This is a genomic window from Pseudomonas veronii, from assembly GCF_002028325.1.
Taxonomy (GTDB): Bacteria; Pseudomonadota; Gammaproteobacteria; order Pseudomonadales; family Pseudomonadaceae; genus Aquipseudomonas; species Aquipseudomonas veronii.
The window spans coordinates 6,679,242-6,703,556 of record NZ_CP018420.1 but is presented as its reverse complement, the minus strand read 5'-3'; the positions used below and the strand labels follow the sequence as shown (position 1 = coordinate 6,703,556).

Annotated in this window: 18 protein-coding genes and 2 pseudogenes; 14 read left to right on the top strand and 6 right to left on the bottom strand. The window is 64.9% G+C overall.

What is annotated here, in order from left to right; all coding sequences use genetic code 11:
* Positions 1-368 precede the first annotated feature (368 nt).
* From tagH to PverR02_RS30825, 13 genes are all read left to right on the top strand, one after another.
* The gene (gene tagH / locus PverR02_RS30885; RefSeq protein WP_079444939.1) at positions 369-1,703 is read left to right on the top strand and encodes a type VI secretion system-associated FHA domain protein TagH; all 1,335 of its coding nucleotides are present in this window, start codon (positions 369-371) and stop codon (positions 1,701-1,703) included.
* Between the two features lie 52 nt (positions 1,704-1,755).
* Positions 1,756-2,268, top strand: a complete 513-nt coding sequence (tssJ, locus tag PverR02_RS30880; RefSeq protein ID WP_079444938.1) for a type VI secretion system lipoprotein TssJ — start codon at positions 1,756-1,758, stop codon at positions 2,266-2,268.
* A gap of 18 nt (positions 2,269-2,286) precedes the next feature.
* Entirely contained in the window at positions 2,287-3,621 is a 1,335-nt protein-coding gene (gene tssK / locus PverR02_RS30875) for a type VI secretion system baseplate subunit TssK (RefSeq protein ID WP_079444937.1), read from the top strand.
* 6 nt (positions 3,622-3,627) lie between these two features.
* Complete coding sequence (locus PverR02_RS30870) at positions 3,628-4,917, top strand: DotU family type VI secretion system protein (protein ID WP_079444936.1); 1,290 nt, start codon at positions 3,628-3,630, stop codon at positions 4,915-4,917.
* Entirely contained in the window at positions 4,914-8,414 is a 3,501-nt protein-coding gene (tssM, locus tag PverR02_RS30865) for a type VI secretion system membrane subunit TssM (RefSeq protein ID WP_079444935.1), read from the top strand. The genes PverR02_RS30870 and tssM overlap by 4 nt, the downstream gene beginning before the upstream one ends.
* The gene (gene tagF / locus PverR02_RS30860; protein ID WP_017849971.1) at positions 8,411-9,064 is read left to right on the top strand and encodes a type VI secretion system-associated protein TagF; all 654 of its coding nucleotides are present in this window, start codon (positions 8,411-8,413) and stop codon (positions 9,062-9,064) included. The genes tssM and tagF overlap by 4 nt, the downstream gene beginning before the upstream one ends.
* A complete protein-coding gene (locus PverR02_RS30855) occupies positions 9,065-9,784 on the top strand; it encodes a PP2C family protein-serine/threonine phosphatase (RefSeq protein WP_046381636.1) in 720 nt (239 codons plus the stop codon). It abuts the gene before it with no gap.
* Entirely contained in the window at positions 9,781-12,762 is a 2,982-nt protein-coding gene (locus PverR02_RS30850; RefSeq protein ID WP_079444934.1) for a serine/threonine-protein kinase, read from the top strand. The genes PverR02_RS30855 and PverR02_RS30850 overlap by 4 nt, the downstream gene beginning before the upstream one ends.
* Positions 12,762-13,466, top strand: coding sequence for an ABC transporter ATP-binding protein (locus PverR02_RS30845; protein ID WP_079444933.1), 705 nt, complete (start codon positions 12,762-12,764; stop codon positions 13,464-13,466). Before PverR02_RS30850 ends, PverR02_RS30845 begins: the two co-directional genes overlap by 1 nt.
* Complete coding sequence (locus PverR02_RS30840) at positions 13,466-14,650, top strand: ABC transporter permease family protein (RefSeq protein ID WP_079444932.1); 1,185 nt, start codon at positions 13,466-13,468, stop codon at positions 14,648-14,650. The genes PverR02_RS30845 and PverR02_RS30840 overlap by 1 nt, the downstream gene beginning before the upstream one ends.
* Complete coding sequence (locus tag PverR02_RS30835; protein WP_046381640.1) at positions 14,643-16,355, top strand: formylglycine-generating enzyme family protein; 1,713 nt, start codon at positions 14,643-14,645, stop codon at positions 16,353-16,355. Before PverR02_RS30840 ends, PverR02_RS30835 begins: the two co-directional genes overlap by 8 nt.
* 84 nt (positions 16,356-16,439) lie before the next feature.
* The gene (gene tagQ / locus PverR02_RS30830) at positions 16,440-17,369 is read left to right on the top strand and encodes a type VI secretion system-associated lipoprotein TagQ (RefSeq protein WP_046381641.1); all 930 of its coding nucleotides are present in this window, start codon (positions 16,440-16,442) and stop codon (positions 17,367-17,369) included.
* 124 nt (positions 17,370-17,493) lie between these two features.
* On the top strand, positions 17,494-17,868 hold the full coding sequence (locus tag PverR02_RS30825) for a hypothetical protein (protein ID WP_046385148.1): 375 nt from the start codon (positions 17,494-17,496) through the stop codon (positions 17,866-17,868).
* A gap of 108 nt (positions 17,869-17,976) precedes the next feature.
* On the opposite strand, the pseudogene PverR02_RS32155 reads toward PverR02_RS30825, so the two are convergent.
* Positions 17,977-18,198, bottom strand: a pseudogene (locus PverR02_RS32155) (histidine kinase); the annotation flags it as partial.
* A gap of 11 nt (positions 18,199-18,209) precedes the next feature.
* Between PverR02_RS32155 and PverR02_RS30820 the strand changes: the two are divergent.
* Positions 18,210-18,323, top strand: a pseudogene (locus PverR02_RS30820) (helicase); the annotation flags it as partial.
* Between the two features lie 108 nt (positions 18,324-18,431).
* On the opposite strand, the gene PverR02_RS30815 reads toward PverR02_RS30820, so the two are convergent.
* From PverR02_RS30815 to exbD, 5 genes are all read right to left on the bottom strand, one after another.
* Positions 18,432-19,832: an aminoacyl-tRNA deacylase and HDOD domain-containing protein gene (locus PverR02_RS30815; RefSeq protein ID WP_057004017.1), complete on the bottom strand. Its 1,401-nt coding sequence runs from the start codon at positions 19,830-19,832 to the stop codon at positions 18,432-18,434.
* Positions 19,833-19,909: 77 nt separating this feature from the next.
* Complete coding sequence (gene recG, locus PverR02_RS30810) at positions 19,910-21,985, bottom strand: ATP-dependent DNA helicase RecG (RefSeq protein WP_017846067.1); 2,076 nt, start codon at positions 21,983-21,985, stop codon at positions 19,910-19,912.
* A gap of 8 nt (positions 21,986-21,993) precedes the next feature.
* Positions 21,994-22,914 (bottom strand): hydrogen peroxide-inducible genes activator, encoded by a 921-nt coding sequence (locus PverR02_RS30805; protein WP_046381642.1) that lies wholly within the window; start codon positions 22,912-22,914, stop codon positions 21,994-21,996.
* A 229-nt stretch (positions 22,915-23,143) separates the two neighbouring features.
* Positions 23,144-23,893, bottom strand: coding sequence for a TonB family protein (locus tag PverR02_RS30800; RefSeq protein ID WP_017846065.1), 750 nt, complete (start codon positions 23,891-23,893; stop codon positions 23,144-23,146).
* Positions 23,890-24,315 (bottom strand): TonB system transport protein ExbD, encoded by a 426-nt coding sequence (gene exbD / locus PverR02_RS30795; protein ID WP_017846064.1) that lies wholly within the window; start codon positions 24,313-24,315, stop codon positions 23,890-23,892. The genes PverR02_RS30800 and exbD overlap by 4 nt, the downstream gene beginning before the upstream one ends.

Here is a 24,315-nt window from a genome sequence, read left to right as displayed (position 1 = left end):
TAGATGACGGGCAATTCATGCATTAGTTGCGTGATGAACTTTGCATGTTTTCTTGGTCATATACACGTGGCGCCACTAATGTGCCATCACTGGTATTCAAGAAGTTGTGCATTTTTGGTGTAGTAGTTATGGCTTGTCAAGGTAAGCTATTCGCCCTCTGTGACAGATGTGCGGTACTTAACAACCTGCGCGACTGGTGAGTCGAGTGGTGTTCCACGATAGGGTTTTTGTCATTGAGGCCAGTTAAGATCTGCGATCATGCTGGCAAAAAGCAGATTATGACCGTGGTTTGCGTCGCCTGGCGCGATCTCTCGGGAAAGGCGCTCGCCGGGAATCGATTGCGCGCGAAGTATCAGCAAGGAGGCAAGATGTCGCTGTGTTTGACTATCACTAGTTATCACAAGATTACCCCTGGGCAGTGTGCCGAAAAGTCCTTGAACCAGGGCTCGATGGCTATCGGCCGCAGCTCGGATAATGACTGGGTATTGCCTGATCCTGAGCGTCTGGTGTCCTCGAAACATTGCGTAATTCAATACAAAGATGGTCGTTATTATTTAACCGATAACAGTACAAACGGTGTGGAGTTGGTTAACGCCGGCATCCGTCTGCGCCGGGGTAATAGCGAGCCGTTGCAGGATGGCGAGCTGATCCGCATCGGTGATTACGAAATCCAGGCGCGCATCGATTTCAACGTACAGGCTGTGGATAGCCAGGCGTTTGCCGGGGATTCCCCAAACAGTTTTGAAGCGCTGATGGGCGCCGTCGCCAGCAAGCCGGTAGCCACGCCGGTGATCGCGCCGCAGTTCCAGGGCGCGTCGTCGATGGACACCTTGCCGGACCTCTTCGATTTTCTCAGCCCGACCGCCGTGCCGCCGCCGACCGTGGCCGATCATGTGCCGTCCGAGCAACATGACTTCCGCCCGCCGACCCCGGTGGCCGTGCCGGTGCCGGTGGTCGAGCCGCCTGCCGCGTCGGGCTCGGTCATCCCTGAGGATTGGGACCTGTTTGGCGACACACCGGCGCCGGTGGTCAGCGCACCGCCACCGCCACCGCCTGCGCCGGTGATCGCGCCGCCACCTGTGGTCGAGCCTGTGCTCCCGGTGGCCGCCGCGCAGCAACCCGATCTTTTGCACGCCTTCCTGCGCGGCGCCGGCCTGGACCCATTGCGCCTGGACAGGGCCCAGGCCGAAGCCCAGATGGAAAGCATCGGCCGCAGCTACCGGCTGATGGTCGAAGGCCTGATCGACGTGTTGCGTGCCCGCGCCAGCCTCAAGGGCGAATTCCGCATGCAGCAGACGATGATCCAGCCCGCGGAAAACAATCCGTTGAAATTCGCCCCGAATGCCGACGAAGCGCTACAGCTGCTGCTGCGTCATGGCAACCAAGCGTTTATGGCACCGGACATCGCGGTGCGCGACAGTTTCGACGACCTGCGCGCTCACCAATTGGCGGTGATGGCCGGTGTGGAAGCGGCGATCAAACACCTGCTCAGCCGCTTCGAACCGGCGCAGCTGGAAGAACGCATGGGCAAGCCCGGCGGGCTGTCGAGCCTGTTCAGCGGCTCGCGCCAGGCCCAGTACTGGCAGCAGTTCACCGAGCTCTACAGCAATATTTCCCGCGAGGCCCAGGAAGATTTCCAGGACCTGTTCGGCCGCGAATTCAGCCGAGCCTACGAAGAGCACAGCGCACGCCAGCGTCGCTGAGCCGCAACGCATGGATAAAACGGAAAGCTAAGTACGTCATTGAGGACGAAGGATGATTCCCAGGTTTTTACTCGCAGTGGCCAGCCTGCTGATGCTGGCGGCGTGTACCAAGGATGTCGCCGAACCCCAGGCCAGCGCCGCCGAGGTTGAAGCGAACACCGCTGCCGTCGAGCTGCACTTTCACGCGATTGCCGGGCTCAACCCCGGCGCCAACGGCCAGGCCGCCCCGGTGCGGGTGCGGATTTTCGAACTGAAAAACGCCGCCACCTTCGGCCGTTCGGATTACTTCGCCCTGGCTGACCGTGCGCAATCCACCCTCGGTCTCGACCTGCTGGACCAGGACGAAGTGATGGTGCAGCCCGGCCAGCAGTTGAGCATCCAGCGCGACCTCGACCCGTCCACCCGCCAGATCGGCCTGTTGGTGGGCTACCGCGAGCTGGACCGCGCGCAATGGCGCACGGTGCTCAACGTGCCGCCGCGCCAATACACCGAATACCAGATCAGCCTCGATGTGCGCGCCGTGCGTGCGGACGTCGTGGTTTCCCCATCCAGCCCAGCCCAATAACAAGCAATCGGAGCCCCCATGTCCTGGAACAATCGCGTGGTCTGGTCGGAAGGCATGTTCATCGGAACGCAGCACTTCCAGCAGCATGACCGTTACCTGGAAAACCTGATCGACGCCCGCAGTCGCCCGTTGTCGGCCGGGGCCTGGGGGTTTTCCGAGCTGCTGATCGATCAGGGCCTGCTGGCCCAGGGCAAGCTGGCGATTGTGTCGGCACGCGGCCTGCTGCCCGACGGCACGCCGTTCAATATCCCCCAGGATGACTTGGCGCCCAGCCCGCTGAATATCGACGACAGCCTGCGCGACGGTCTCGTCTACCTGGCCTTGCCGCTCAAGCGCGCAGGGGCCCGCGACACCGTCGACGACGGCGAAGCGCTTGGCGCCGCCCGCTACGTGAGCCAGGTGCGCGAAGTGCGTGACGACAACGCACCGTTCGAGAACCGCGCCCCGGTGGCCGTCGGCTCCCGTGCGCTGCGCCTGTTGACCGCGCAGGACGGCATCAGCGATTACGCCGCGATCGGCCTGGTGGGTATCAAGGAAAAACGCGCCGACCGTGCGCTGGTCCTCGACGACAGCTACATCCCGCCAGTCCTCGATGTGGCCGCGAGCAAACCGCTGACCGCGTTTCGCAGCGAACTGCTCGGCCTGCTGCACCAGCGCGGCGAAGCCCTGGCCGGGCGTGTGGTCGCCTCGGGCGCGGGCGGCGCGTCGGAGATTGCCGACTTCATGCTGTTGCAACTGGTCAACCGTGCCCAGCCGCTGATCCAGCACCTCAGCCAACTGAGCCCGCTGCACCCGGAGCGGTTGTTCAGCGAACTGGTCAGCCTGGCCGGTGAGTTCGCTACCTTCTCCACCACCGGCCGGCGCCCCCAGGAATACCCGCAGTACCAGCACGACGACCTGGCCTTGAGTTTTGCCCCGGTGATGCAGGCCCTGCGTGAAGCGCTGTCGATGTTGATCGACAGCAAGGCCACGCCGATCCCGATCGTCGAGAAAGCCTACGGCATCCACGTGGCCATGCTCGCCGACAAAACCCTGATCGACAGCGCCAGTTTCATCCTCGTGGTACGCGCCGATGTGCCCGGCGAGACCCTGCGCGCGCGCTTCGGCCAGCAGAGCAAAGTCGGCTCGGTGGAGCACATTCGCGACCTGGTCAACCTGCAACTGCCCGGCATTGGCCTGCTGCCGTTGCCGGTGGCGCCGCGCCAACTGCCGTACCACGCAGGCTCGACCTATTACGAGCTGGACCGGGGCAGCGAGCACTGGCAGCAGTTGAGCAATTCCGGCGGCTTCGCCTTCCATATCGCCGGGCAGTTCCCGGGCTTGAACCTGGCCTTCTGGGCGATCCGAGGATAATCCGCGATGCACCCCAATGATGATGACCGCACCCAGTTCATGCCGCGCCCGGGTGGCCGTGCGCCCGAACCCGCGCGTGCCGAACCGGCGCCGCTGTCGATGCCGGCCGCGCCGATCCTGACCGGCAAAAGCCACGGCCTGAACCCGCTGGAAAGCGCCGCCGGCCCGCTGCTGGCCTTGCTGACACGCCTGCGCAACACCATCGCCCACCCGGCGCCGGCCAGTTTGCGTGCGCAGTTGCTGGCCTATCTGCGCCAGTTCGAAGAGCGCGCCGAAGCTGCTGGCGTGGCGCGCAACGAAGTGCTGCTGGCGCGTTACGCCCTGTGTACCGCACTGGATGAGGCGGTGTTGAGCACGCCGTGGGGCAGCACCAGCGATTGGGGCAAGCAGAGCCTGCTGATCACCGTTCACAACGAAGCCTGGGGCGGCGAAAAGGTCTTCCAGCTACTCGACCATTGCCTGCAAAGCCCACGCGAGCGCTTGTACCTGCTGGAACTGTTGTACCTGTGCATGTGCCTGGGTTTCGAAGGCCGCTACCGCGTGATGAACGATGGTCGCAGCCAGTTGGAAGCCCTGCGTGAACGTACCTCCGCGGCGATTCGCAGCGCCCGGGGCGACCACGAGCGCGAGCTGTCGCCGCACTGGCGCGGCGTGACCGTGGCGCGCGATCGCCTGGCGCAGTTCATGCCGCCGTGGATCGCCGTGGCCATCGGCCTGGCGCTGCTGCTGGCGTTGCTGTTCGGCCTGCGCCTGAAGCTGGCCGCGGACGCCGAGCCGGTGTTCAAGAATATCCATGCCCTGGGCGAGATCCCGGTGCAGGCCATCGACCGCCCCGTGGCGCAGCCGAAAGTGATCGAGCGCCCACGCCTGGCCGGTTTTCTGGTGGAAGACATCAAGGCCGGTCGCGTCGCGGTGGAAGACAAGGTCGACCGTTCCGTCGTGACGATCCGCGGTGATGAGCTCTTTGCGTCGGCCAGCTCCAGCATCGTCGACGACTACCAGCCGCTGATGCTGCGCATCGCCGACGCAATCCGCAAGGTCAAGGGCCAGGTGCGCGTCACCGGGCACAGCGACAACCGCCCGATTGCCACGCTGCGCTTCCCGTCCAACTGGGCCTTGTCCGAAGCGCGGGCCAAGTCGGTGCTGGAGATCCTCGCGGCCAAGACCGGCCAGGGCGATCGCTTCAGTGCCGAGGGCAGAAGCGACACCGAGCCGGTGGCGACCAACGCCACCGCCGAAGGCCGTGCCCGCAATCGTCGGGTTGAAATCACCGTACTCGCGGAGGGCGTCGAGTGAAGGCGTTTTTCAGTTTCATGATTCGCTGGGTGATCCCGTTGCTGGGCCTGATCGCCCTGAGCCTGATCATCTGGTTTGTCGGGCCCCTGCTCGACGTGCTGGTGCCCGAAGGGCGGCGCTGGGCGCTGATCGTCCTGCTGTTTGCGGCCTGGCTCGCCTACCGTGTGTTCCGCATCCTCCAGGCCCGTCGTCAGGCCGCCGAAGTGATGCGCAGCCTGGCCGCGCAAACCCCGGCCGACCCCAACAGCGTCGCCACCGCCGAAGAACTCACCAGCCTGCGCCAGCGCATGGACGAAGCCCTGGCCCTGCTGAAAAAAGCCAAGCTCGGCGGGGATGAGCGGCGCAACCTCTACGAGCTGCCGTGGTACGTGATCATCGGCCCGCCGGGTTCGGGCAAGACCACCGCGCTGGTCAATTCCGGGCTGCATTTCCCGCTGGCGGCCCAATTGGGCGCCGGGGCGGTGCGCGGCGTCGGCGGCACGCGCAACTGCGACTGGTGGTTTACCGACCAGGCCGTATTGCTCGATACCGCCGGCCGCTACACCACCCAGGACAGCAACTCCCCGGTGGACAAAGCCGCCTGGCTGGGCTTCCTCGACCTGTTGAAAAAGCAGCGCTCGCGCCGCCCGATCGATGGCGCCTTTATCGCCATCAGCCTGTCGGACCTGCTGCTGGGCAGCGAAGCCGAACGCGCTGCCCACGCGGCGGCGATTCGCCTGCGTATCCAGGAGCTGTACACCCAGCTGGGCGTGCGTTTCCCGATCTACCTGATGTTGACCAAGCTCGACCTGGTGCCGGGTTTCATGGAGTTCTTCGACAACCTGAGCAAGGAAGAACGCGCCCAGGTGTGGGGCATGACCTTTGCCCTGGACGACGGCAAGCACAGCGACAGCCCCCTGGCGCACCTGCAAAGCGAATTCGCCGGCCTCGAACAGCGCCTCAACGAACGCCTGGTCGAACGCCTGCAACAGGAACGCGACCCGGCGCGGCGCGACCTGATCTACGGCTTCCCGCAGCAGTTCGGTGCATTGAAAGATTGCCTGCAAAGCTTCCTCGAAGGCGTGTTCAAACCCAACGCCTTTGAAGAGCGCGTCTTGCTGCGCGGCGTGTATTTCACCAGCGGCACCCAGGAAGGCAGCCCGATCGATCGCTTGATCGGCACCATGGCCCAGAGCATGAACCTGGACCGCCAGCACCTGGCACGCCAGAGCGGCAGCGGGCGCAGTTACTTCATCGAGAAACTGTTCAGCGCGGTCGCCTTTGCCGAGCGCGGGCTGGTGGGCGTCAACCCGCAGGTCGAGCGGCGGCGCAAATGGATCGCACGCGGCGTGCTCGCGGCCACCGTAGCGCTGGTGATCGTGGTCAGCAGCCTGTGGTGGGTCAGTTATCGCGCCAACCAGGCGTATATCGCCCAGGTCGACCAGAAGGTCGCGCCCCTGGGCCAGGCCGTACAGAACCTCAGCCCGGCACAGCGCGAAGTGCTCGCCGTGTTGCCGTTGCTCAACGCGGTGAAACACCTCGCCGGGGATTCGCCAAGTTGGTCCGAGGGCCTGGGCCTGTATCAGGGCGATATGCTCGAAGCCGAATCCGCCAGCGTCTACCGCAAGCTGTTAATCGCCGTCTTCGCGCCGCGCCTGGTGACGCGCATCGAGGAGCAACTGCACGGCGGCGGTAACTCCGACTTCCTCTACGAAGGCCTCAAGGCTTACCTGATGCTCGCCGACACCGAGCATTACGACGCGGACTTCATCAAGGCCTGGATCGCCCTCGACTGGGACCGCAACCTGCCACGCGACCTACCCACCGATCAGCGCCAGGCGCTGGCCGAACACTTGCAGGCGTTGTTCGAACGTCACCCGCCGAGCGCACGCCTCGATGCGCGCTTGATCGACGACCTGCGTCGGCAGTTGCAACAACTGCCGGTGGCCCAGCGCGTGTATGACCGGGTCAAACGCCAGAAACTGCCCGACGGCATTCCAGACTTCCGCCTCAACGAAGCCGCCGGCCGCGACGCCGCATTGGTGTTCAGCCGCAAAAGCGGCAAGCCGTTGGGCGAGCCGCTGAGTGGTTTCTTCACCGCCAAGGGCTATCGCCAGGCGTTCCTGCTGAGCAGCCTGAACCAGACAGGCACCCTGGCCGAAGAGCAATGGGTGCTCGGCCATGAGCAGGCCGACCAGCAGAACGTGGTCAGCCTGGCCGCCGACGTGCGCCGCCTGTACTTCCAGGACTACCAGCGTCAGTGGGATGCGTTGCTCGCCGACATCGACTTTGTGCCGATCACCAGCGTGGCCCAGGCGGCGGACGTGTTGCGGGTGATTTCCGGGCCGACCTCGCCGCTGAAAAAACTGCTGGTGGCGGTGGCCAGGGAAACCGACTTGCAGGCAGAGGAACGCCAGTTGGCGGCCAAGGGCGTGCCGGTCGAAGGCGGCGTGGACAAGCTCAAGGAACGCCTGGGCAACCTGCTCGGCCAGGCGCAACCGAACGCGGATGCGCCGGCTGCTGCGGACGACCCGGTGACCGCGCACTTCGCCGAGCTCAACAGCATCGTCAGCAAGAACGAAGGCGAGCCGGCGGCCATCGACGGCCTGCTGGCGGATATGAACGCGCTGTACGTGCAAGTCAGCGCCATGGTCGGCGCCAGCGGCGATGCCTTGCTCGGTGAGGCCAAGAACCAGGCGGCAGCGGCGGCCACGCGGGTCAGCCTGAACGCCGAGCGCCAGCCGCCGCTGGTGCAGGGCATGGTCAAGTCGGTGGTCAACTCGACCACCAACAGCATGATGGGCGGGGTGCGCAACCAGCTGAACGCGGCGTGGGTCAGCGAAGTGGTGAACGTGTATCGCCAGTCCCTGGCCGGGCGTTATCCGATGTCGCCGGGCAGCGCCCGTGACGCCACTCTGGATGACTTCGGCCAGTTCTTCGGCGTGGGCGGGGTGATGGATAACTACTTCCGCAAATACCTGCAGTCCTACGTCGATACCTCCGCACAGACCTGGCGCTGGCAGCCGGGCGCGGCGCAGAAACTCGGGATTGCACCGGGCGTGCTGCAAACCTTCCAGCGCGCGGCGACGATCCGCGATGCGTTCTTCCGCGCAGGCGGCACCCAACCGATCGTGCGCTTCGAGCTCAAGCCGGTGGCGATGGACGCCAGCATCACCCAGTTCCTGCTTGACCTCGATGGCCAGCAACTGAGCTACGACCACGGCCCGAGCCGTCCGGTGGCGATGCAATGGCCGAACCCCGGCAGCATTGGCGTGGTGCGTATTTCCATCATGCCGTCGTCGGCCAGTGGCCGCTCCGGTGTAACCCTGGATGGCCCGTGGGCCTGGTTCCGCCTGTTGGAGCAATCGGACCTCACCGCCGGTAATTCGCCGGATCGTTTCAACCTGCGCCTGCGCGTGGATGGCGCGAGCATCGCTTACGAATTGCGCGCCAACAGCGCTTTCAACCCGTTCAAGAGCCGCGTGCTCAGTGGCTTCAGCCTGCCGGAGCGGTTATGACGACGTTGGGCTTCTACGGCAAGTTGGCCAGTCGCGGCGATTTTGTCAGTCGCGCCTTGCCGCAGAGCTTTATCGGCCCGTGGGACAGCTGGCTGGCGGCGGGCCTGCTCGCCAGTCAACACAGCCTCGGCGCCGGTTGGCTCAACGTGTATCTGGTCAGCCCGCTGTGGCGCTTTGTGCTGGCGCCCGGCGTGTGCGGGCCGAACGCGGCGGCGGGCGTGGTGATGCCGAGCATCGACCGGGTCGGGCGGTATTTTCCGCTGGCCGTGGTCGCGTTGCTCGATCACGACACCAATCCGGCGTCCCTGGTGGGCGGCCCGGACCGCTGGTTTGAAGAGGCCGAAGAGCTGTTGCTCGGCACCCTGGATGCCGGTGCCACCTTCGAAAATTTCAACGCCGGCCTCGACTGCCTGGGCTTGCCGGCGACGGAACCGCGCGCGGTGGACAGCCGTTTCGCCGGGCTGCAGCGGGTAGCCGCCACGGAACCCCATGCGCGCATGACCGCACTCGCCGAACAGGCCTGCGAAGGCGCCAGCCTGTGGTGGGGGCGTGGTTCGCAGACGATTTCCCCTGGTTTATTGCGGTGTCAGGGCCTGCCCGCCACCAGCGATTTTGCGCAGTTTTTGCTCGGACAAGAAGGTGTGATGTAGATGGGGTCGACGTACAAATCCGCGAGCAAAAGCCATGTGGGCATGGTTCGCCAGGTCAATGAAGACGCGTGCCTGGACCTGCCCGAGAATCGCCTGTGGGTGGTGGCCGACGGCATGGGTGGGCACGCCGCGGGGGATTACGTCAGCAGCCTGATCGTCGACAGCCTGCGCAGTGTGCCGCTGGGGCGTTCCCTCGAGGAATACTCGGCGGCCTTGCGCAACGACCTGATCCGCATCAACGCGGCCGTGCGTGAAGAAACCGCCAACCGTGGCGTGACCATGATGGGCAGCACCGTGGTGGTGTTCGCCGCACGCGGCTTGCGCGGCGTGTGCCTGTGGGCCGGCGACAGTCGCCTGTATCGCCTGCGCGACGGCGTGCTCGACGGCATTTCGCGCGACCACAGCTACGTGCAAGACCTGCAAGACAGCGGCCTGCTCAGCGAGGCCGATGCCCGCGTGCATCCGCGCGCCAACATCGTCACCCGCGCCATCGGTGTGGAAGCCCAACTGGAACTGGCGGTGGTCGACCTGCTGATCGCCCCCGGCGACAGTTACCTGCTGTGCAGCGATGGCCTGAACAAGACCGTCGAGGACCACGAGATCCGCGAGGTGCTCAGCCATGACGCCCCGGATGAAATCGTGCGCAGCCTGGTCCACCTCGGGCTGAACCGCGGCGCACCGGACAACATCACCGCCATCGTCGTGAAGGTATCGGCATGAACATCGTGATCCCGGGCTACGACATCGAAGGCGAGATCGGCGAAGGCGCCATGGCCAGCGTGTACCTGGCGACCCAGCGCTCGCTGGAGCGCAAGGTCGCGCTCAAGGTGATGGCGGCGGCGCTGGCGGCGGACCCGAGTTTCTGCGAGCGCTTCCTGCGCGAAGGCAAGACCCTGGCGCGGCTGTCGCACCCGCACACGGTGACCATCCATGACATCGGCAATGTCGGCGAGCTGTATTACATGGCCATGGAGTACCTGCCCAACGGCACGCTCAAGGAGCGCATCGCCGCCGGCCTCACTCCCGAGCAGGGCCTCACGCTGATCCGCCAGATCGCTTCGGCGCTGGGTTATGCCCATGCGCAGGGGTTGGTCCACCGCGACGTCAAGCCAGCGAACATTCTGTTCCGCGCCGACGGCACCGCCGTGCTGTCGGACTTCGGCATCGCCAAATCCCTGGACGACCGCACCCAGTTCACCCAGGCCGGTTTCGCCGTGGGCACGCCGAGCTACATGAGCCCGGAACAGGCGCGTGGCCAGGAAATCGATGGCCGCGCAGACCTGTATGCGCTGGGCGTGGTGCTCTATGAAATCCTCGTCGGCAAGCTGCCTTATAACGGCACCGACGCGCTCTCCACGGCCTTGGCCCACCTGACCGAGCCGCTGCCGGAACTGCCGCTGCATCACGGGCGTTATCAGGACGTGCTGCGCAAGCTGTTGGCCAAGGACCCGAATGAGCGCTTCCCGGATGCGGCGGCGTTGCTGCTGGCGCTGGATCAACTGCCGACCGAGTCGCCGGACGCCACGCAGGTGCGGCCGTTGCCGATTCCGCTGAGTTTCGATCTGGCCGGCATCACTCCGCAATCCATCGAGATCCCGACCGACAAGCCGCAACCGGCGCGCCAGCCGGTGGTGCCGCCAACCCCACGGCACACGGTGTCCGAGCAGCGCCGTGGGCCGGTGTTGGCGTTGGCCGCCGTGGCGGTGGCGGTTGCCTTGGCCATAGGTGGCGCGGGTTACTGGTGGTTGAGCGGCAGTGATCAGCCTGCCAAGCCACCGGCTGCGACAGTGCCCAAGGTGACACCATCAGTGACGCCACCGGTGGCGGTCGCCGAAGTGGACGGCGGTCAACGGCCCTTGCTGATGGCGGGCAAGAAAACCCTGTTCCAGCGCGTGCTCAGCAAACCCGGCGCGAAACTCGCCAGCGCTGCCGGCAGCGCGCCAGGCAAAGCCCTGCCGGCGTTTTCCGTGCTCTATGTGTATCAGCGCAAGGACGTCGACGGCAGCCCATGGCTACGCGTCGGCGCCGCCACCGATGGGCGCAGCGACGGTTGGTTGCCGGCCGCCCAGGTCAGCGACTGGAAGCAAAGCCTGGTGCTCAAGTTCACCGAACGCTCCGGCCGGGCACCGGTGATGTTCCTGCGCCAATCCGGCGAAGTGGAAAAGCTGCTGGCCGACCCCGCCGCTGCCAAAGGCGTGCTGGCCAAGGCGCAGAACAACCGCGACGACAACGGCCAGGTGCTGGCCCTGGAGCCGGCCGCCAGCGCGGTGCCGCAGAACCAGTTCTACCTGCTGCCGATCTTCGATTCCAAAGAGAGCTTCGACGACAACGGCCAGCCGGTGCAGTTGCTCAACGTCGCGTCCATCGACCCTGGCAGCAGCGCGGTCGCCAAGCCCGCGACCGCGCTGATCAACGCCAATGCCGATGCCTTCCGCACTGCGGTGGTGCTGGTGGTCGACACCACCGTGTCGATGCAGCCGTATATCGACCAGGTCCGCGATGTGGTCCACGAGCTGCAAACCCGCATCGCCGAGCGCGGCGAGTTGGACAGCGTCAGCTTCGGCCTGGTGGGTTTTCGCAACAGCATCAAGAAAACCCCGGGCCTGGAATACGTGGCCAAGACCCTGATCACCCTCGACCAGGGCCGCGACCCGCAGCGCTTCCTCGACCTGGCGCGCGGGGTCAAGGCGTCGACCGTGTCCAGTCACTCCTTCAACGAGGACGCGTTTGCCGGAGTGATGCAGGCTGTCGAAGGCATGGACTGGTCCGGCTACGGCGGTCGTATCATCTTGCTCGTCACCGACGCTGGCGCGCTGCGCAAGAACGACCCGTTTGCCGCCACCCAGATGAACGAAGCCGAAGTGCGCCAGGCGGCGCTGGGCAAGCAGATCAAGATCTACGCCCTGCACCTGCGCACCGACGCCGGCAAGAAAACCCACGCCGGCGCCGAAAGCCAGTACCGCATCCTCACCGCCGACGCCAACCCGCAGATCGGCGACCTGTATACGAAGGTGCCGGGTGGCGATGTACGCAAGCTGGGCGAGCGCGTCGATGAGATCGGTACGGTGTTCGCCAACCTGGTGCATCAGGTACGCAATGACACGCCGCAGCCGCTGCCCTTGCTGAGCGCCGCGCCAAGCCTGGCGGATAAATCCGCCGCCATCGGCTACGCCATGCACATGGACTTCCTCGGGCGCAAAGCCGCGAGCCAGGCGCCGCAACTGGTCAGCGCCTGGACCGCCGACCGCGACCTGACCAACCCGGCGCTGCCGGCGTTCCAGGTGTGCGTGATGTTGACCAAATTGCAGCTCAACGACCTGCAGCAGTCGCTGAAACTGATCGTCGACGCCGCCCGCAAAACCCAGACCTCGCCCAAAGACTTCTTCCAGGAAATCGCCAGCGCCTCGGCCTATATGAGCCGCGACCCGCAGGCCCTGCGCAAGGGTGGCAACCTGGCCGATGGCGGCATTCTCGGCGAATACCTGGAAGGCCTGCCGTACCGCAGCAAGTCGCTGAACATGACCCAGGACCTGTGGCTGTCGTTGAGCGTGGCCGAGCAGGAAGACTTTATCGACGAGCTGGATTCGAAGATCCGCCTCTATGAAACCTTCCACAATGACCTGGCCAACTGGGTCCGTTTCGGCGCTGCCGAGCCGGGCGATGCGTTGTACCGCGTCCCGTTGTCGACGCTGCCGTAATGCTGAACCTGAACGCGGTACACAAGAGCCGGGGCGTCGGTGCCCAGCGCTATAGCCTGGTGATTCCGGCGTTGCACCTGCGCGCGGGGGAGCAAGTGGCGATTGTCGGGCCGAGCGGGTGCGGCAAAAGCACCTTGCTCGACCTGCTGGCCCTGGTGCTTGCGCCGGATCAGGTGGACCGCTTCGAATTCAATCAGACCGATATCGGCGGGTTGTGGCGCGCTGATCGGCAGACCGCCCTGGCCGAGCTGCGCAGCCAGCACCTCGGTTACGTCCTGCAAACCGGCGGCTTGCTGGGCTTTCTCGATGTGCGCAGCAATATCGCCTTATCCCGGCAACTGCTGGGGTTGAAGGACGATGGCAGCGTGGCGCGCCTGGCCGAGCAATTGGAAATCAGCGATCAACTGGCCAAGAAGCCGGCGGCGCTGTCGGTCGGCCAACGCCAGCGCGTGAGCTGCGCCCGCGCCCTGGCCCATGCGCCGCAATTGGTCTTGGCTGATGAGCCGACCGCGTCCCTCGACCCGCTTAACGCTGAACGGGTGATGCAGGCGCTGTTGGCCCGCGCTCGCGAACACCGCGCCGCTTGCGTGATCGCCACCCATGACGAACCCCTGGCTCGCGCCAGCGGCTTGCAGGTGCGCCGTATTGCTTGCCGTCGCGACACTGATGGCGGCATCACCGCCACCCTCGGGGAGGTGTGCTGATGCGCCTCGGTCTGGTGGCTTCCCTGGCTTGGCAGGATTACCGCAACGATGCGTGGCTGTCGGCCTGCGCGGTGCTGGCGCTGGTCGCCGTCGTCGCGCCGTTGCTGGTGTTGTTCGGCCTGAAGTTCGGGCTGGTCAGCAGTCTGACCGAGCGCCTGGAGAACGACCCGGCCACCCGTGAAATTATTCCGTTGGGCGGTGGTCGATTCAGCCGCGCCTTTGTCGAGCAGTTGGGCCAGCGCGGCGATGTGGCGTTCGCCATCCCGCGCACGCGGCAGATCGCGGCGACCGCGCAGGTGGGCACATTGACCCTGGAAATGCTGCCGACTGCGCCGGGCGATCCACTGCTCGACGGTTTGCCGATGCCCCAGGGCCTGGCGCAGATCGTGCTGAGCCACACCGCCGCCGAGAAGCTCGCGGCGCGGCCCGGGGATTGGCTGGAAACCGGCTTTGCGCGCCAGGTCGCGGGGCGCGTCGAAACCCGGCGCACGCGTTTGCAGGTGCTCGCGGTACTGCCGCTGGAAGCCTTCGCCCGCGACGGCCTGTTTGCTGAATTGAGCCTGCTGGAAGCGGTGGAAGACTACCGCGACGGCCGTGCCGTGCCAGCGCTGGGCTGGGACGGCGACGCGGTCGGCGCGGGCGAGCAGCGGGTGTATCCGGCGTTTCGCCTGTATGCGCGCAACCTCACCGATGTGGAGCCGCTGCGGGTGTTTTTCGCCGGGCAGAATCTGTTGGTGGCGACCGAGGCATTGAGCATCGCCCAGGTGCAGTCGTTGAGCCGCAACCTGTCGATCGTGTTCTGGATCATCGCCGGGTTGGCCTTGGCGGGGGCGTTCGCGGCGATCTTCGCCGGGGCGCTGGCCGCCGTGGCGCGCAAGCGTAGGGAGTTGTCGGTGTTGCGTCTGTTGGGCTTTTCCACCGCCGCGCTGTTGCTGTTTGTGGTGCTGCAGGCGCTCTACAGCGCCGGCTTGGCCGCCGTGTTCAGTGCGGGTCTGTATGGCCTGGCCGAGGCGGGCTTGAATCAATTATTCGTGCAGGTGCCGGGCGAACACGCCAGCCACCTGCTGGCGCGTCATTACGGCCTGGCCCTGGTGGCTGTGCTCGGCGTCAGCGCCGTGGCGGCAGCGTGTGGCGGTTGGCGCGTGGCGCGTATCCAGGCTTCTGAAGGAATCCGAGATGTATAAGTTACTGGGCGCCGCCTTGGCGCTGAGCCTCGCCTCGCTGGCGTGGGCCGATGAGGCAAGCGATAAGCTCGACAACCCCAAGCCGTTGCCGGACGACGTCAGCCTGCCGCTGCCGTGCGAAGGCAACATGGTGTTCCGTTACGTCTATGTGCTGGCCCAAGGCACGTTGGACGACCGCGAGATCAGCCTCGGCTACCCCTTTGCCGAAGGCGAGGCGGGCTATCAGCAGTCGTTCATTTCCGGCTATCGCCGCGACTTTATCAACGGCCAGTTCAGCCTCAAGGACCTGCCGAAAGACTGGAACAACGTCATCACGCCCTTGATGCCGAAGACCGACGCCAAGACCCCGCTCAAGCCGATGCTCTACTTCATCGGCAAGTACGAAGTGACCGCGCGCCAATACGCCCTGGTGATGTCCCAGGCGCAATCGCTGGCCAGTGGCGAACCGGCGCCCGCGTGCGATGCGCCCAGCGGCATGGCCGGGCGTTTGCCCAAGGTCAAGCTGTCGCGCTTTGAAGCCGAACGCTTCTCGGCGGTGTACAGCGCCTGGTTGATGAAATACCACCGCGAGTTGCTGCCGGTGAGCGGGCGTGGTGCTTCGGCGGACGACGGCGGCCTGGGTTTTGTGCGCCTGCCCACCGAAGTGGAATGGGAGTTCGCCGCACGCGGGGCCCAGGCCGTGAGCCGCCAGGACTTGGAAGGGCGCCTGTTCCCGCGGCGCATTGAGGGCAGCGAAAGCGACGGCCCGCTAGCCGATTGGGCGGTGTTCAACCAAGTCGCCGGCGGCACCGGCCAGGCCGCGCGGCTGATGCCCATCGGCACCAAATTGCCCAACCCGATCGGCCTGTTCGATGTGATCGGCAACGCGGCAGAAATGGTCCAGGAATCCTTCCAGCTGGTACACGCCGGGCGTCGCCAGGGCGCCTATGGCGGCTTTGTGGTCAAGGGCGGCAATTACCTGGAGGGCGAGGGCACGCTGTTCACCGGCATGCGCCGCGAGTACCCGTTGTTCGCCGCCGACGGCACCGAGCAAAGCAACGAGACCACCGGTTTTCGCGTGGCGATCGGCGCGCTGTCGGCACCGCGTTCGCGCTACAAGGAGCTGTTCGCGCAGTGGCAGAAAGAAGGCCGCCTGGCCTCGCTGACCGATGCCATCGATGACGCCCAGGACCCGACCAAGCGCCTGGACAGCATCATCGCCGCCAGCGTCGACCCACGCCTGCAAGCCGAGCTGGGGCTGGTCAACGAAGAGCTCAAGCGCAACGTCTCGCTGATCGCCCAGCAACGCGAAGAAGCGGCGGGCAACCTGATTCAGTCGGCGGCGTTGGTGGCCGAGACCATCAATAACTACAACATCCGCCTGACCAATCTGCAGAAGAGCCGCCAGCAGGCCGTGGACGCCAAGGACGAGGCCAGCGCGCAGCTGTTTGCCGCAGCCATCGCCAACGGGCGCAGTGCCCTCGACGGCGCAGTGGCGATCTATATCGACAACCTGGCCACCGGCACGCGTTACACCGATGCGGTGATCCAGGCGCAGTTTCAACGGATCAAGGAAGAGTTGGATCGCAAGCCAGTGCTCGGCAAAAGCCTGGTGACGCGCGCGACACTGTTCGTTCGCCATGTCGGCAACTACCGCAAGCAACAGCGGGCCGACCCGGCAACGATCTTGAAGGAATTGCTCGCAGCCAGTGGTCAGCGGTCTTGATCGTTGGCTATAGAGCGAGCTTGGAAGGGACTCAGGCGGCGGTGGGCCGTGCTGGGCAAGTCAAACTTAAAAGAGAATACACCTATGCTTTTTTCCCGTAAGGCGGTTTCCAAGCGTCACTTGCTGCTGATCGCAGCCGGTTTCAGCACCGTGTTGACTGGTTGTGCCACGTCGCCGACGTCCAAAGTCGCGTCGAGCACTAAGGTCGAGTACTACCCGAACTGCTACGAGCCGGTGCAGCACCTGCGCGCGACCGATTCGGACATGACCAAGTCGGTCGTCACCGGCGCGGCCATCGGCGCTGCCGGCGGTGCATTGCTCGGCGCCCTGACCGGCGACTCCGAGAAGCGCGGCCGTAACGCCGCAATCGGTGCCGCGGGCGGCGCCCTGGCTGGCGGCGCGGCGGGTTACTACACCGAGCGTCAGAAGCAGATCGCCGATGACAACCAGCGTATTGGCTCCTACGCAGCCGACGTCAATAAAAGCGCCTCCGACATCGACCGCAGCACCGCCTACGCCAAGGCCTCCCAGCAGTGCTACCAGAGCGCGTTCACCAAGCTGGTGGCCGACCGTAAAGCCAAGACCGTCAACGACACCGAAGGCCGCAAGCGCCTGGCGGAAATCGTCTCCGGCCTGAAGGAATCCAATGACCTGATCGTCGCGGTCAACGGCAAGGCCAGCGAAGACCTGAACAACTACACCCAGGCTTACGAGAAAGACCTGCAACAGGTGGGCGTGCAGCGCAACGACGTAGTCACCGTGGCGACAGCGGATGCCACTCCGGCGGTCGTACCGGCCAAGAAAGGTAAGTTGACCAGCAAAGTCGTGACCAAGCGTCCGCCGCTGCCTGTGGTGCCGAAAGAAGCAGTCGCCACCGAAAGAACCTTCCAGACTGCCCAGACCAAGCAAGATGAAAGCAAGAAGGTCGCCAGCGCCGGTAAAGCACAGATCGAAGGCACTTGCCGCGATCCGAACCTGGCCGACTGGGCGCCGGTGCCGTGCCCTAACGTATAAGCAAGTTGTTGCTATAAGCGGTAAACGCCAACCGATCTCCGGCTAAAGCGCGAGATCGGTGGCGTTCTTTCGGCAATTCGTTACACTGCTGCGGCCACTCAATAATTACACCGAGGCCGTGTGCATGAAATTTCGTCTTCTCCTCTGGGTACTGGGCCTGATGATGGGCAAAGCCAGCCGCACCAACCCTGCGTTCCAGCAGCAGTTGGGTGACAAAGACCTGGCGTTCCAGTTGCAGACCCTCGACGGCAAGGTTGCCCGTCACTTCATCGTCAAAGACCAGCGCATCACCAGCCGCTCGGGTGTCCACCCTGCGCCGGCCTTCGCCATTGCCTTTAAAGACGCCGCCTATGGCTTCGCCACGATGCAGGCGAAGAACAAGCAACTGGCGTTCATGACGGGGATTCAGGACAAGTCGATCCAGATCAAGGGCAACCCGGCGCTGGTGATCTGGTTCCAGGGCTTGACCAAGTATTTGAAGCCGAAGAAAAAGCAGTAGACCGAGGTGGATTCATCGGGGGCAAGCCCCCTCCCACACTTGACCGTGTTCGCAGATCAAAATGTGGGAGGGGGCTTGCCCCCGATAGCGATCTAACAAGCTACCGATTCAGCCCTGGCTGAACTGCGAGGCCAATTCGCGCAACAGCACCTCGGCATCCAGCACCTTGGCCACGACTTCTTCAGCCTTGTCACGGCTCAAGCCCAGGCGCTCAAGCAGCTCGTCGGGGATGGTTTCGTGCGGCCCGGAGCCAATGCCCCGGCTGCGCAGCAGGCGCACGGCCAGGCACACCAGGTTGGGGTACTCGGCGTATTGGCCGTCGTAGGTTGGGTGACAAAGACCTGGCGTTCATGACGGGGATTCAGGACAAGTCGATCCAGATCAAGGGCAACCCGGCGCTGGTGATCTGGTTCCAGGGCTTGACCAAGTATTTGAAGCCGAAGAAAAAGCAGTAGACCGAGGTGGATTCATCGGGGGCAAGCCCCCTCCCACACTTGACCGTGTTCGCAGATCAAAATGTGGGAGGGGGCTTGCCCCCGATAGCGATCTAACAAGCTACCGATTCAGCCCTGGCTGAACTGCGAGGCCAATTCGCGCAACAGCACCTCGGCATCCAGCACCTTGGCCACGACTTCTTCAGCCTTGTCACGGCTCAAGCCCAAACGTTCAAGCAGCTCGTCGGGGATGGTTTCGTGCGGCCCGGAGCCGATGCCCCGGCTGCGCAGCAGGCGCACGGCCAGGCACACCAGGTTGGGGTACTCGGCGTATTGGCCGTCGTAGGACGGGTCGTGCTGGAAGCGCAGGGCGGTGGACAGTTCGTCCGGCATGTCCCAGTAGCGCATCAGCCAGGCGCCGATCTGTTCGCGGCTGATACCCAGCAAATGCTGCTCCACATAGCTGTGGCACAGGTGCGGGTTGACCTCCAGGTGTCGGCAGATCAGCGAGAAGTGCGGCGGAAACACGTGGGCCAGCAGCAGATAACCGAAGTTGTGCAGCAGACCGGCCAGGTAGGTCAGGCCGGCTTCCGGGCGTTGCGCGCGCGGCATGGCGCGGGTCAGGCCTTCGATGACGGCGGCGGTGTAGATCGACTGGTGCCAGTACGGCGTGGCCTGGTGCGGGTGGTCCTTGGGCAGGCTCAGGGTTTTGCCCAGGGCCAGGCCCAGCGCCAGGTTGATCACCAGGTCGAAGCCCAGCACCCGCACGATGGCGTCTTCCACCGAGCGGATCTTGCCCGGCGAGGCGTAATAGGGCGAGGCGGCCCAGCTGACCACCTGGGCGGCCAGCGCCGGGTCGGTTTCGACCACGCCGGTGATGTCGTCGATGGTGGCGTTGGGGTCGACGCGCAGTTTGATGATTTTCTGCGCAGTGTCGGCCAGCGGCGGAATCTCGATGGTCGCTTCCAGGCGTTGCTGGATGCGCCGGGCCGTGAACGCCTGCATGGCCTGGGTGATTTCCTCGCGGTCATCATGGGGCCGGTCGAGGTTGGGCCGGATGTTACTCAGCGGCTCGCCGAATTGAGCGGCGCTGGCCTTGGTCAGCATGGTTTTGAAGTCGACGCTGGCGATCTCCAGCAGCAAACCGGCTTCGCCCGAGTGAACCAGCAGGCTCGACTCATCGAGCAGGCTGCCTTCATACAGGCAAGGTGAGCTGGTCAGCGCCGGCAGGCCGGGCAGCAGGCTGAGGTCATGCTTGCCCAGCATGCGTTCGATACGTTCCGGCGACACCGATGTCAGGCGGCGGCCGGTGAGTTCGGTCAGGCGGTTGAGGTCGAGCAACTGGTTCTGCGGGAACAGCACCATGAGCGCGCCCACCGCATCTTCCAGCAGCACCGCCTGGATCTTTCGCGCAGGGTTCAGGCCCGGATGTTCGGCGACTTCCGTGTAGCTGATGGAGAGTTTCGCGAGCAGCGCCCGAATAACCGGCGGGGCGGTCAGTGGTGCGGCGGCGTGGGCAACTTCTGACATGGCCTGATCCAAATTCGTACAGTCTTTGGAGTATAACCAGCTTGATACAAATGTTGGTCGGATAAGTGAAACAGGCGTCACACTTGGCCGTATTGCTGCCCATGCCTGAGCCAGCGATCCAGCAGCGGGCTGACGTGATCCGGCCAACGCTCGAGCAGGGCCTGGGCCGCATCGCGCACTGCCGGCAGCAGGTCGGCGTCGCGCATCAGGTCGGCGACCTTGAATTGCAGCAGGCCGGTCTGGCGGGTGCCGAGCATCTCGCCGGGGCCGCGCAGTTCGAGGTCTTTTTCGGCGATGACAAAACCGTCGTTGGTTTCACGCATGATGCCCAGGCGTTGACGGCCGATCTGCGACAGCGGCGGATGATACAGCAGCACGCAGTGGCTGGCCGCGCTGCCCCGGCCGACGCGGCCACGTAGCTGGTGCAGTTGCGCCAGGCCCAGGCGCTCGGGGTTTTCGATGATCATCAGGCTGGCGTTGGGCACGTCCACCCCGACCTCGATCACCGTGGTGGCCACCAGCAGTTGCAGGTCGCCGGCCTTGAATTGCGCCATCACCGCGGCTTTTTCCGCCGGTTTCATGCGCCCGTGGATCAGCCCGACCTTGAGTTCGCCCAAGGCGCTGGTGAGGTCTTCGTAAGTGGTTTCGGCGGCCTGGCAGGTCAGCTCTTCGGACTCTTCAATCAGCGTGCATACCCAATACGCCTGGCGGCCTTCGGCACAGGCGCCGCGCACGCGCTCGATGACTTCCACGCGCCGGGAGTCGGTGACCAGCACGGTATTGACCGGGGTGCGGCCGGGCGGCAGTTCGTCGAGGATCGAGGTGTCGAGGTCGGCGTAGGCGCTCATGGCCAGGGTGCGCGGGATCGGCGTGGCGGTCATGATCAATTGGTGCGGGCTCATGCGCCCGCCCGCGCCTTTCTGGCGTAGGGCCAGGCGCTGTTGCACGCCGAAGCGATGCTGTTCGTCGATGATCACCAGCGCGAGGTTCTTGAACTGCACTTCGTCCTGGAACAGCGCATGGGTGCCCACCACCATCGGTGCGCCGCTGGCGATCTGCTCCAGCGCGGTTGTGCGGTTTTTGCCTTTGAGTTTGCCCGCCAGCCACGCCACTTCCAGGCCCAGCGGTTCGAGCCAGCGCTTGAAGGTGATGAAGTGCTGCTCGGCGAGAATCTCAGTGGGCGCCATCAACGCCACCTGGTAACCGGCTTCGAGTGCCTGCAGGGCGGCGAGGGCGGCGACCACGGTCTTGCCCGCGCCGACGTCGCCCTGGATCAGGCGCAGCATGGGTTCGGGCTGGCTGAGGTCGTAGGCGATTTCATTGCCCACGCGCTGTTGGGCACCGGTCGGCGCAAAGCCGAGGTTCGCCAGGTACTGCGCGGGCAGGCGCGTGGCCTTGGGCATCGCCGGTGCGCGCAGGGAGCGCATGCTCTCGCGCAGGCGTTGCTGGGACAGTTGGTGGGTCAGCAGTTCTTCGAAGGCCAGGCGGTGCTGCGCCCAGTGATGACCGAGGGCCAGTTCGTCCACGTCCGCGTCGGCCGGTGGGTGATGCAGGTAGCGGATCGCATCGTCCAGCGGCGCCAGTTGATAGTCGCGGGCCAGCTCCACGGGCAGCCAATCGGGCAGGCTTTTCGGGCCGAGCATCGTCAGGGTCTGCTGGCACAGTTGGCGCAGGCGTTGTTGGGTGAGGCCTTCGGTCAGCGGGTAGATCGGCGTCAGGGTGGTGTCGACCGGCGGCGGCTCGTCGCCCGTAATGGCGCGGTATTCCGGATGGTAGATCTCCAGGCCCGAGGCGCCGGGGCGTGCTTCGCCGTAACAGCGCACGCGGGTGCCGCGCTTGAGGCCTTCCTTCTGCGCGTTGCTGAAATGGTAGAAGCGCAGGCTCAGGCCGCCGGTGCCATCCTGCAGGCGCACCACCAGGCTGCGGCGCTTGCCCATCACCACGTCGGCGCCGCTGACGGTGCCTTCGATCACCGCGTCCTGCCCAGGGCGCAAATGACCGATGGGCACCACGCGGGTGCGGTCCTGATAGCGCAGAGGCAGGTGGAACAGCACGTCCTGAAGGTTCTCCAGGCCGACCTTGGCCAACTTCTCGGCCATGGCTTCGCCGACACCCTTGAGTGCCGTCACCGACACCTGCGACAGCTCAGTCATACAGTGGCTCAGCTCGCAGCAGGCGGTTTGGCCACCGAACACAGGCGGATCGAGTCGGCCAGGATCTCAATGGCTTTGGGCCGCGGGAAGCTGGCGCGCCAGGCGATCGCCACGGTGCGGAACGGCACCGGCGGCGTGAGCGGGCGCACGGCGATCACGCCCGGGGCGTAGTGATGGCTGTCCACCGCCGACAGCGGCAGGATCGAAATGCCCAGGCCGGAGGCGACCATGTGGCGAATGGTTTCCAGGGAGCTGGATTCCACGGTGGTGTGTTTGGCGCCGTCGTGGCCCTTGGTCAGGGTCGGGCAGGCTTCCAGCACCTGGTCGCGGAAGCAGTGGCCTTCACCGAGCAGCAGCAGGCTCTTGTCGTTGAGCAGGCCGGCGTCGATGCTGTCTTTCTGCGTCCACGGGTGCGAGGCCGGCATCAGCACGTAGAACGGCTCGTCGTAGAGCGGCAGGGTCAGGACGTCGGCCTCGTTGAACGGCAGGGCGATGATGATCGCGTCCAGCTCGCCGTTGCGCAGTTTGTCGCGCAGCACGTGGGTGAAGTTTTCTTCGATATACAGCGGCATCTGCGGCGCGACGCGGTGCAGTTGCGGAATCAGGTGCGGGAACAGGTACGGGCCGACGGTGTAGATGGCGCCGACTTTCAGCGGCGCGGTCAGCTGGTTTTTGCCGGCCTGGGCCAGTTCGCGAATACTTTGGGCTTGCTCCAGGACCTTTTGGGCCTGGGCAACGATGCCTTCACCGACCGGGGTCAGGCGCACGGCGCTTTTGCTGCGCTCGAAAATCAGCACACCGAGTTCGTCTTCAAGCTTTTTCACGCCCACCGACAGCGTCGGCTGGCTGACGTGGCAACGCTCGGCCGCGTGGCCGAAGTGTTGTTCTTGGGCGAGGGTCACGATGTAGCGTAATTCTGTAAGAGTCATAGCGGGCGTCCATGAGGTTGCGAGCCAAGCATACCGGCTGCAATCGATAGACACACGTTATCAGAACTTTGATAAGGATTGAGCGGGGAATGTGCGAGATTTTGCTGAAGCGATAAAACCCGATGTGGGAAGGGGCTTGCTCCCGATGGCGATGGGTCAGTCGAGGACGTGTCGACTGATGTACCGTCATCGGGAGCAAGCCCCCTCTCACATAGCCCGGCGTGTGCCTTTAGCGGCGACGCTTCTCGATGTTGTAAACGAACGGCGCGACGATCTCGATGCTGCCGCTTTTCACCATGTCGGCCGGTGGCTTGGGCAATGGCTGGGCGCGACGGATCATGTCCAGGGTGGCGCGGTCCAGGTCGGCGTTGCCGGAGCGGCCCACCAACTCGTAGGACAGCACATTGCCTTCGGCATCGACCACGAAGCGCAAGCGATTCATGCCTTCCTTGCCACTGTTCTGCGCGCTTTGCGGGTACTTTTTGTACTTCTGCAAGTGCGCCAGCAGGGCGCCTTCCCAGGAGGCTTTGGCGGCGACCTGTTGCGGCGACGGGCCCGGTGCGGGCTGCGCTGATTTCTCCGCCGGTGTATTGGTCGGCGGCGTGTCGCTTGGTGGCGTCTCGGAAGGTTTCTCCTTGGGCGGCTCGGGCTTTTTCTCCTCCGGTTTGGGCGGCTGGGGTTTCGGCTTGGGCTTGACCGGCTTGGGCACCTGGATCGTCGGCTTGGGCGCTTCGGCCAGTTTCGGCAGCGGCAGCTCTTCCACCGGGGCGGGCGGCTGCGGCGGCGTGACCACCTTGGGCGGTGCCGGCGGCGGCGGGGCGGGCATCGGCGCCAGGTCGATGACCATGGCCGCCGGTGGCAGCTGGACCGTGCGCGGCGCCGACCAGTGGAGCGCGATGGCAATCGCGATGGCATGCACGCCCAGCACGACGGCGAGGCTGGTGCCATAACGCGTCAGTTTGTGGCGCGTCGTGATCATTTTTTGGCTGCCGTCTCAAGTCCGACCAGGCCGACCTTGAGGTAGCCGGCTGCCCGCAGGGCATCCATCACGCTCATCAGGTCGCCGTAGTCCACGCCTTTGTCGGCCTGGAAGAAGATCGTCGTGTCTTTCTTGCCTTGGGTCTTGGCGTCGAGCGCCGGCCCCAGGGTTTCGGCTTTGACTTCTTCTTCGCCCAGGAACAGGCGCTGGTCCGCCTTGACGCTGAGGAAAATCGGTTTCTCCGGCCGCGGCGCGGGTTTGGCGCTGGAGGCGGGCAGGTCGACCTTGATATCCACGGTGGCCAAGGGGGCCGCCACCATGAAGATGATCAGCAGCACCAGCATCACGTCGATAAACGGCGTGACGTTGATTTCGTGGTTCTCGACGAGTTCGTCGTCGCCTTGATTCAAATGCAGGCCCAT

What these genes read in the sequence shown, in the direction of transcription:
- exbD (WP_017846064.1), bottom strand. Translation starts at nt 24,315, where the DNA reads ATGGGCCTGCATTTGAATCAAGGCGACGACGAACTCGTCGAGAACCAC.
- tssJ (WP_079444938.1), top strand. Translation starts at nt 1,756, where the DNA reads ATGATTCCCAGGTTTTTACTCGCAGTGGCCAGCCTGCTGATGCTGGCG.
- PverR02_RS30815 (WP_057004017.1), bottom strand. Translation starts at nt 19,832, where the DNA reads ATGTCAGAAGTTGCCCACGCCGCCGCACCACTGACCGCCCCGCCGGTT.
- PverR02_RS30870 (WP_079444936.1), top strand. Translation starts at nt 3,628, where the DNA reads ATGCACCCCAATGATGATGACCGCACCCAGTTCATGCCGCGCCCGGGT.
- PverR02_RS30855 (WP_046381636.1), top strand. Translation starts at nt 9,065, where the DNA reads ATGGGGTCGACGTACAAATCCGCGAGCAAAAGCCATGTGGGCATGGTT.
- PverR02_RS30825 (WP_046385148.1), top strand. Translation starts at nt 17,494, where the DNA reads ATGAAATTTCGTCTTCTCCTCTGGGTACTGGGCCTGATGATGGGCAAA.
- PverR02_RS30835 (WP_046381640.1), top strand. Translation starts at nt 14,643, where the DNA reads ATGTATAAGTTACTGGGCGCCGCCTTGGCGCTGAGCCTCGCCTCGCTG.
- PverR02_RS30850 (WP_079444934.1), top strand. Translation starts at nt 9,781, where the DNA reads ATGAACATCGTGATCCCGGGCTACGACATCGAAGGCGAGATCGGCGAA.
- tagQ (WP_046381641.1), top strand. Translation starts at nt 16,440, where the DNA reads ATGCTTTTTTCCCGTAAGGCGGTTTCCAAGCGTCACTTGCTGCTGATC.
- PverR02_RS30800 (WP_017846065.1), bottom strand. Translation starts at nt 23,893, where the DNA reads ATGATCACGACGCGCCACAAACTGACGCGTTATGGCACCAGCCTCGCC.
- tagH (WP_079444939.1), top strand. Translation starts at nt 369, where the DNA reads ATGTCGCTGTGTTTGACTATCACTAGTTATCACAAGATTACCCCTGGG.
- tagF (WP_017849971.1), top strand. Translation starts at nt 8,411, where the DNA reads ATGACGACGTTGGGCTTCTACGGCAAGTTGGCCAGTCGCGGCGATTTT.
- tssK (WP_079444937.1), top strand. Translation starts at nt 2,287, where the DNA reads ATGTCCTGGAACAATCGCGTGGTCTGGTCGGAAGGCATGTTCATCGGA.
- recG (WP_017846067.1), bottom strand. Translation starts at nt 21,985, where the DNA reads ATGACTGAGCTGTCGCAGGTGTCGGTGACGGCACTCAAGGGTGTCGGC.
- PverR02_RS30805 (WP_046381642.1), bottom strand. Translation starts at nt 22,914, where the DNA reads ATGACTCTTACAGAATTACGCTACATCGTGACCCTCGCCCAAGAACAA.
- PverR02_RS30840 (WP_079444932.1), top strand. Translation starts at nt 13,466, where the DNA reads ATGCGCCTCGGTCTGGTGGCTTCCCTGGCTTGGCAGGATTACCGCAAC.
- PverR02_RS30845 (WP_079444933.1), top strand. Translation starts at nt 12,762, where the DNA reads ATGCTGAACCTGAACGCGGTACACAAGAGCCGGGGCGTCGGTGCCCAG.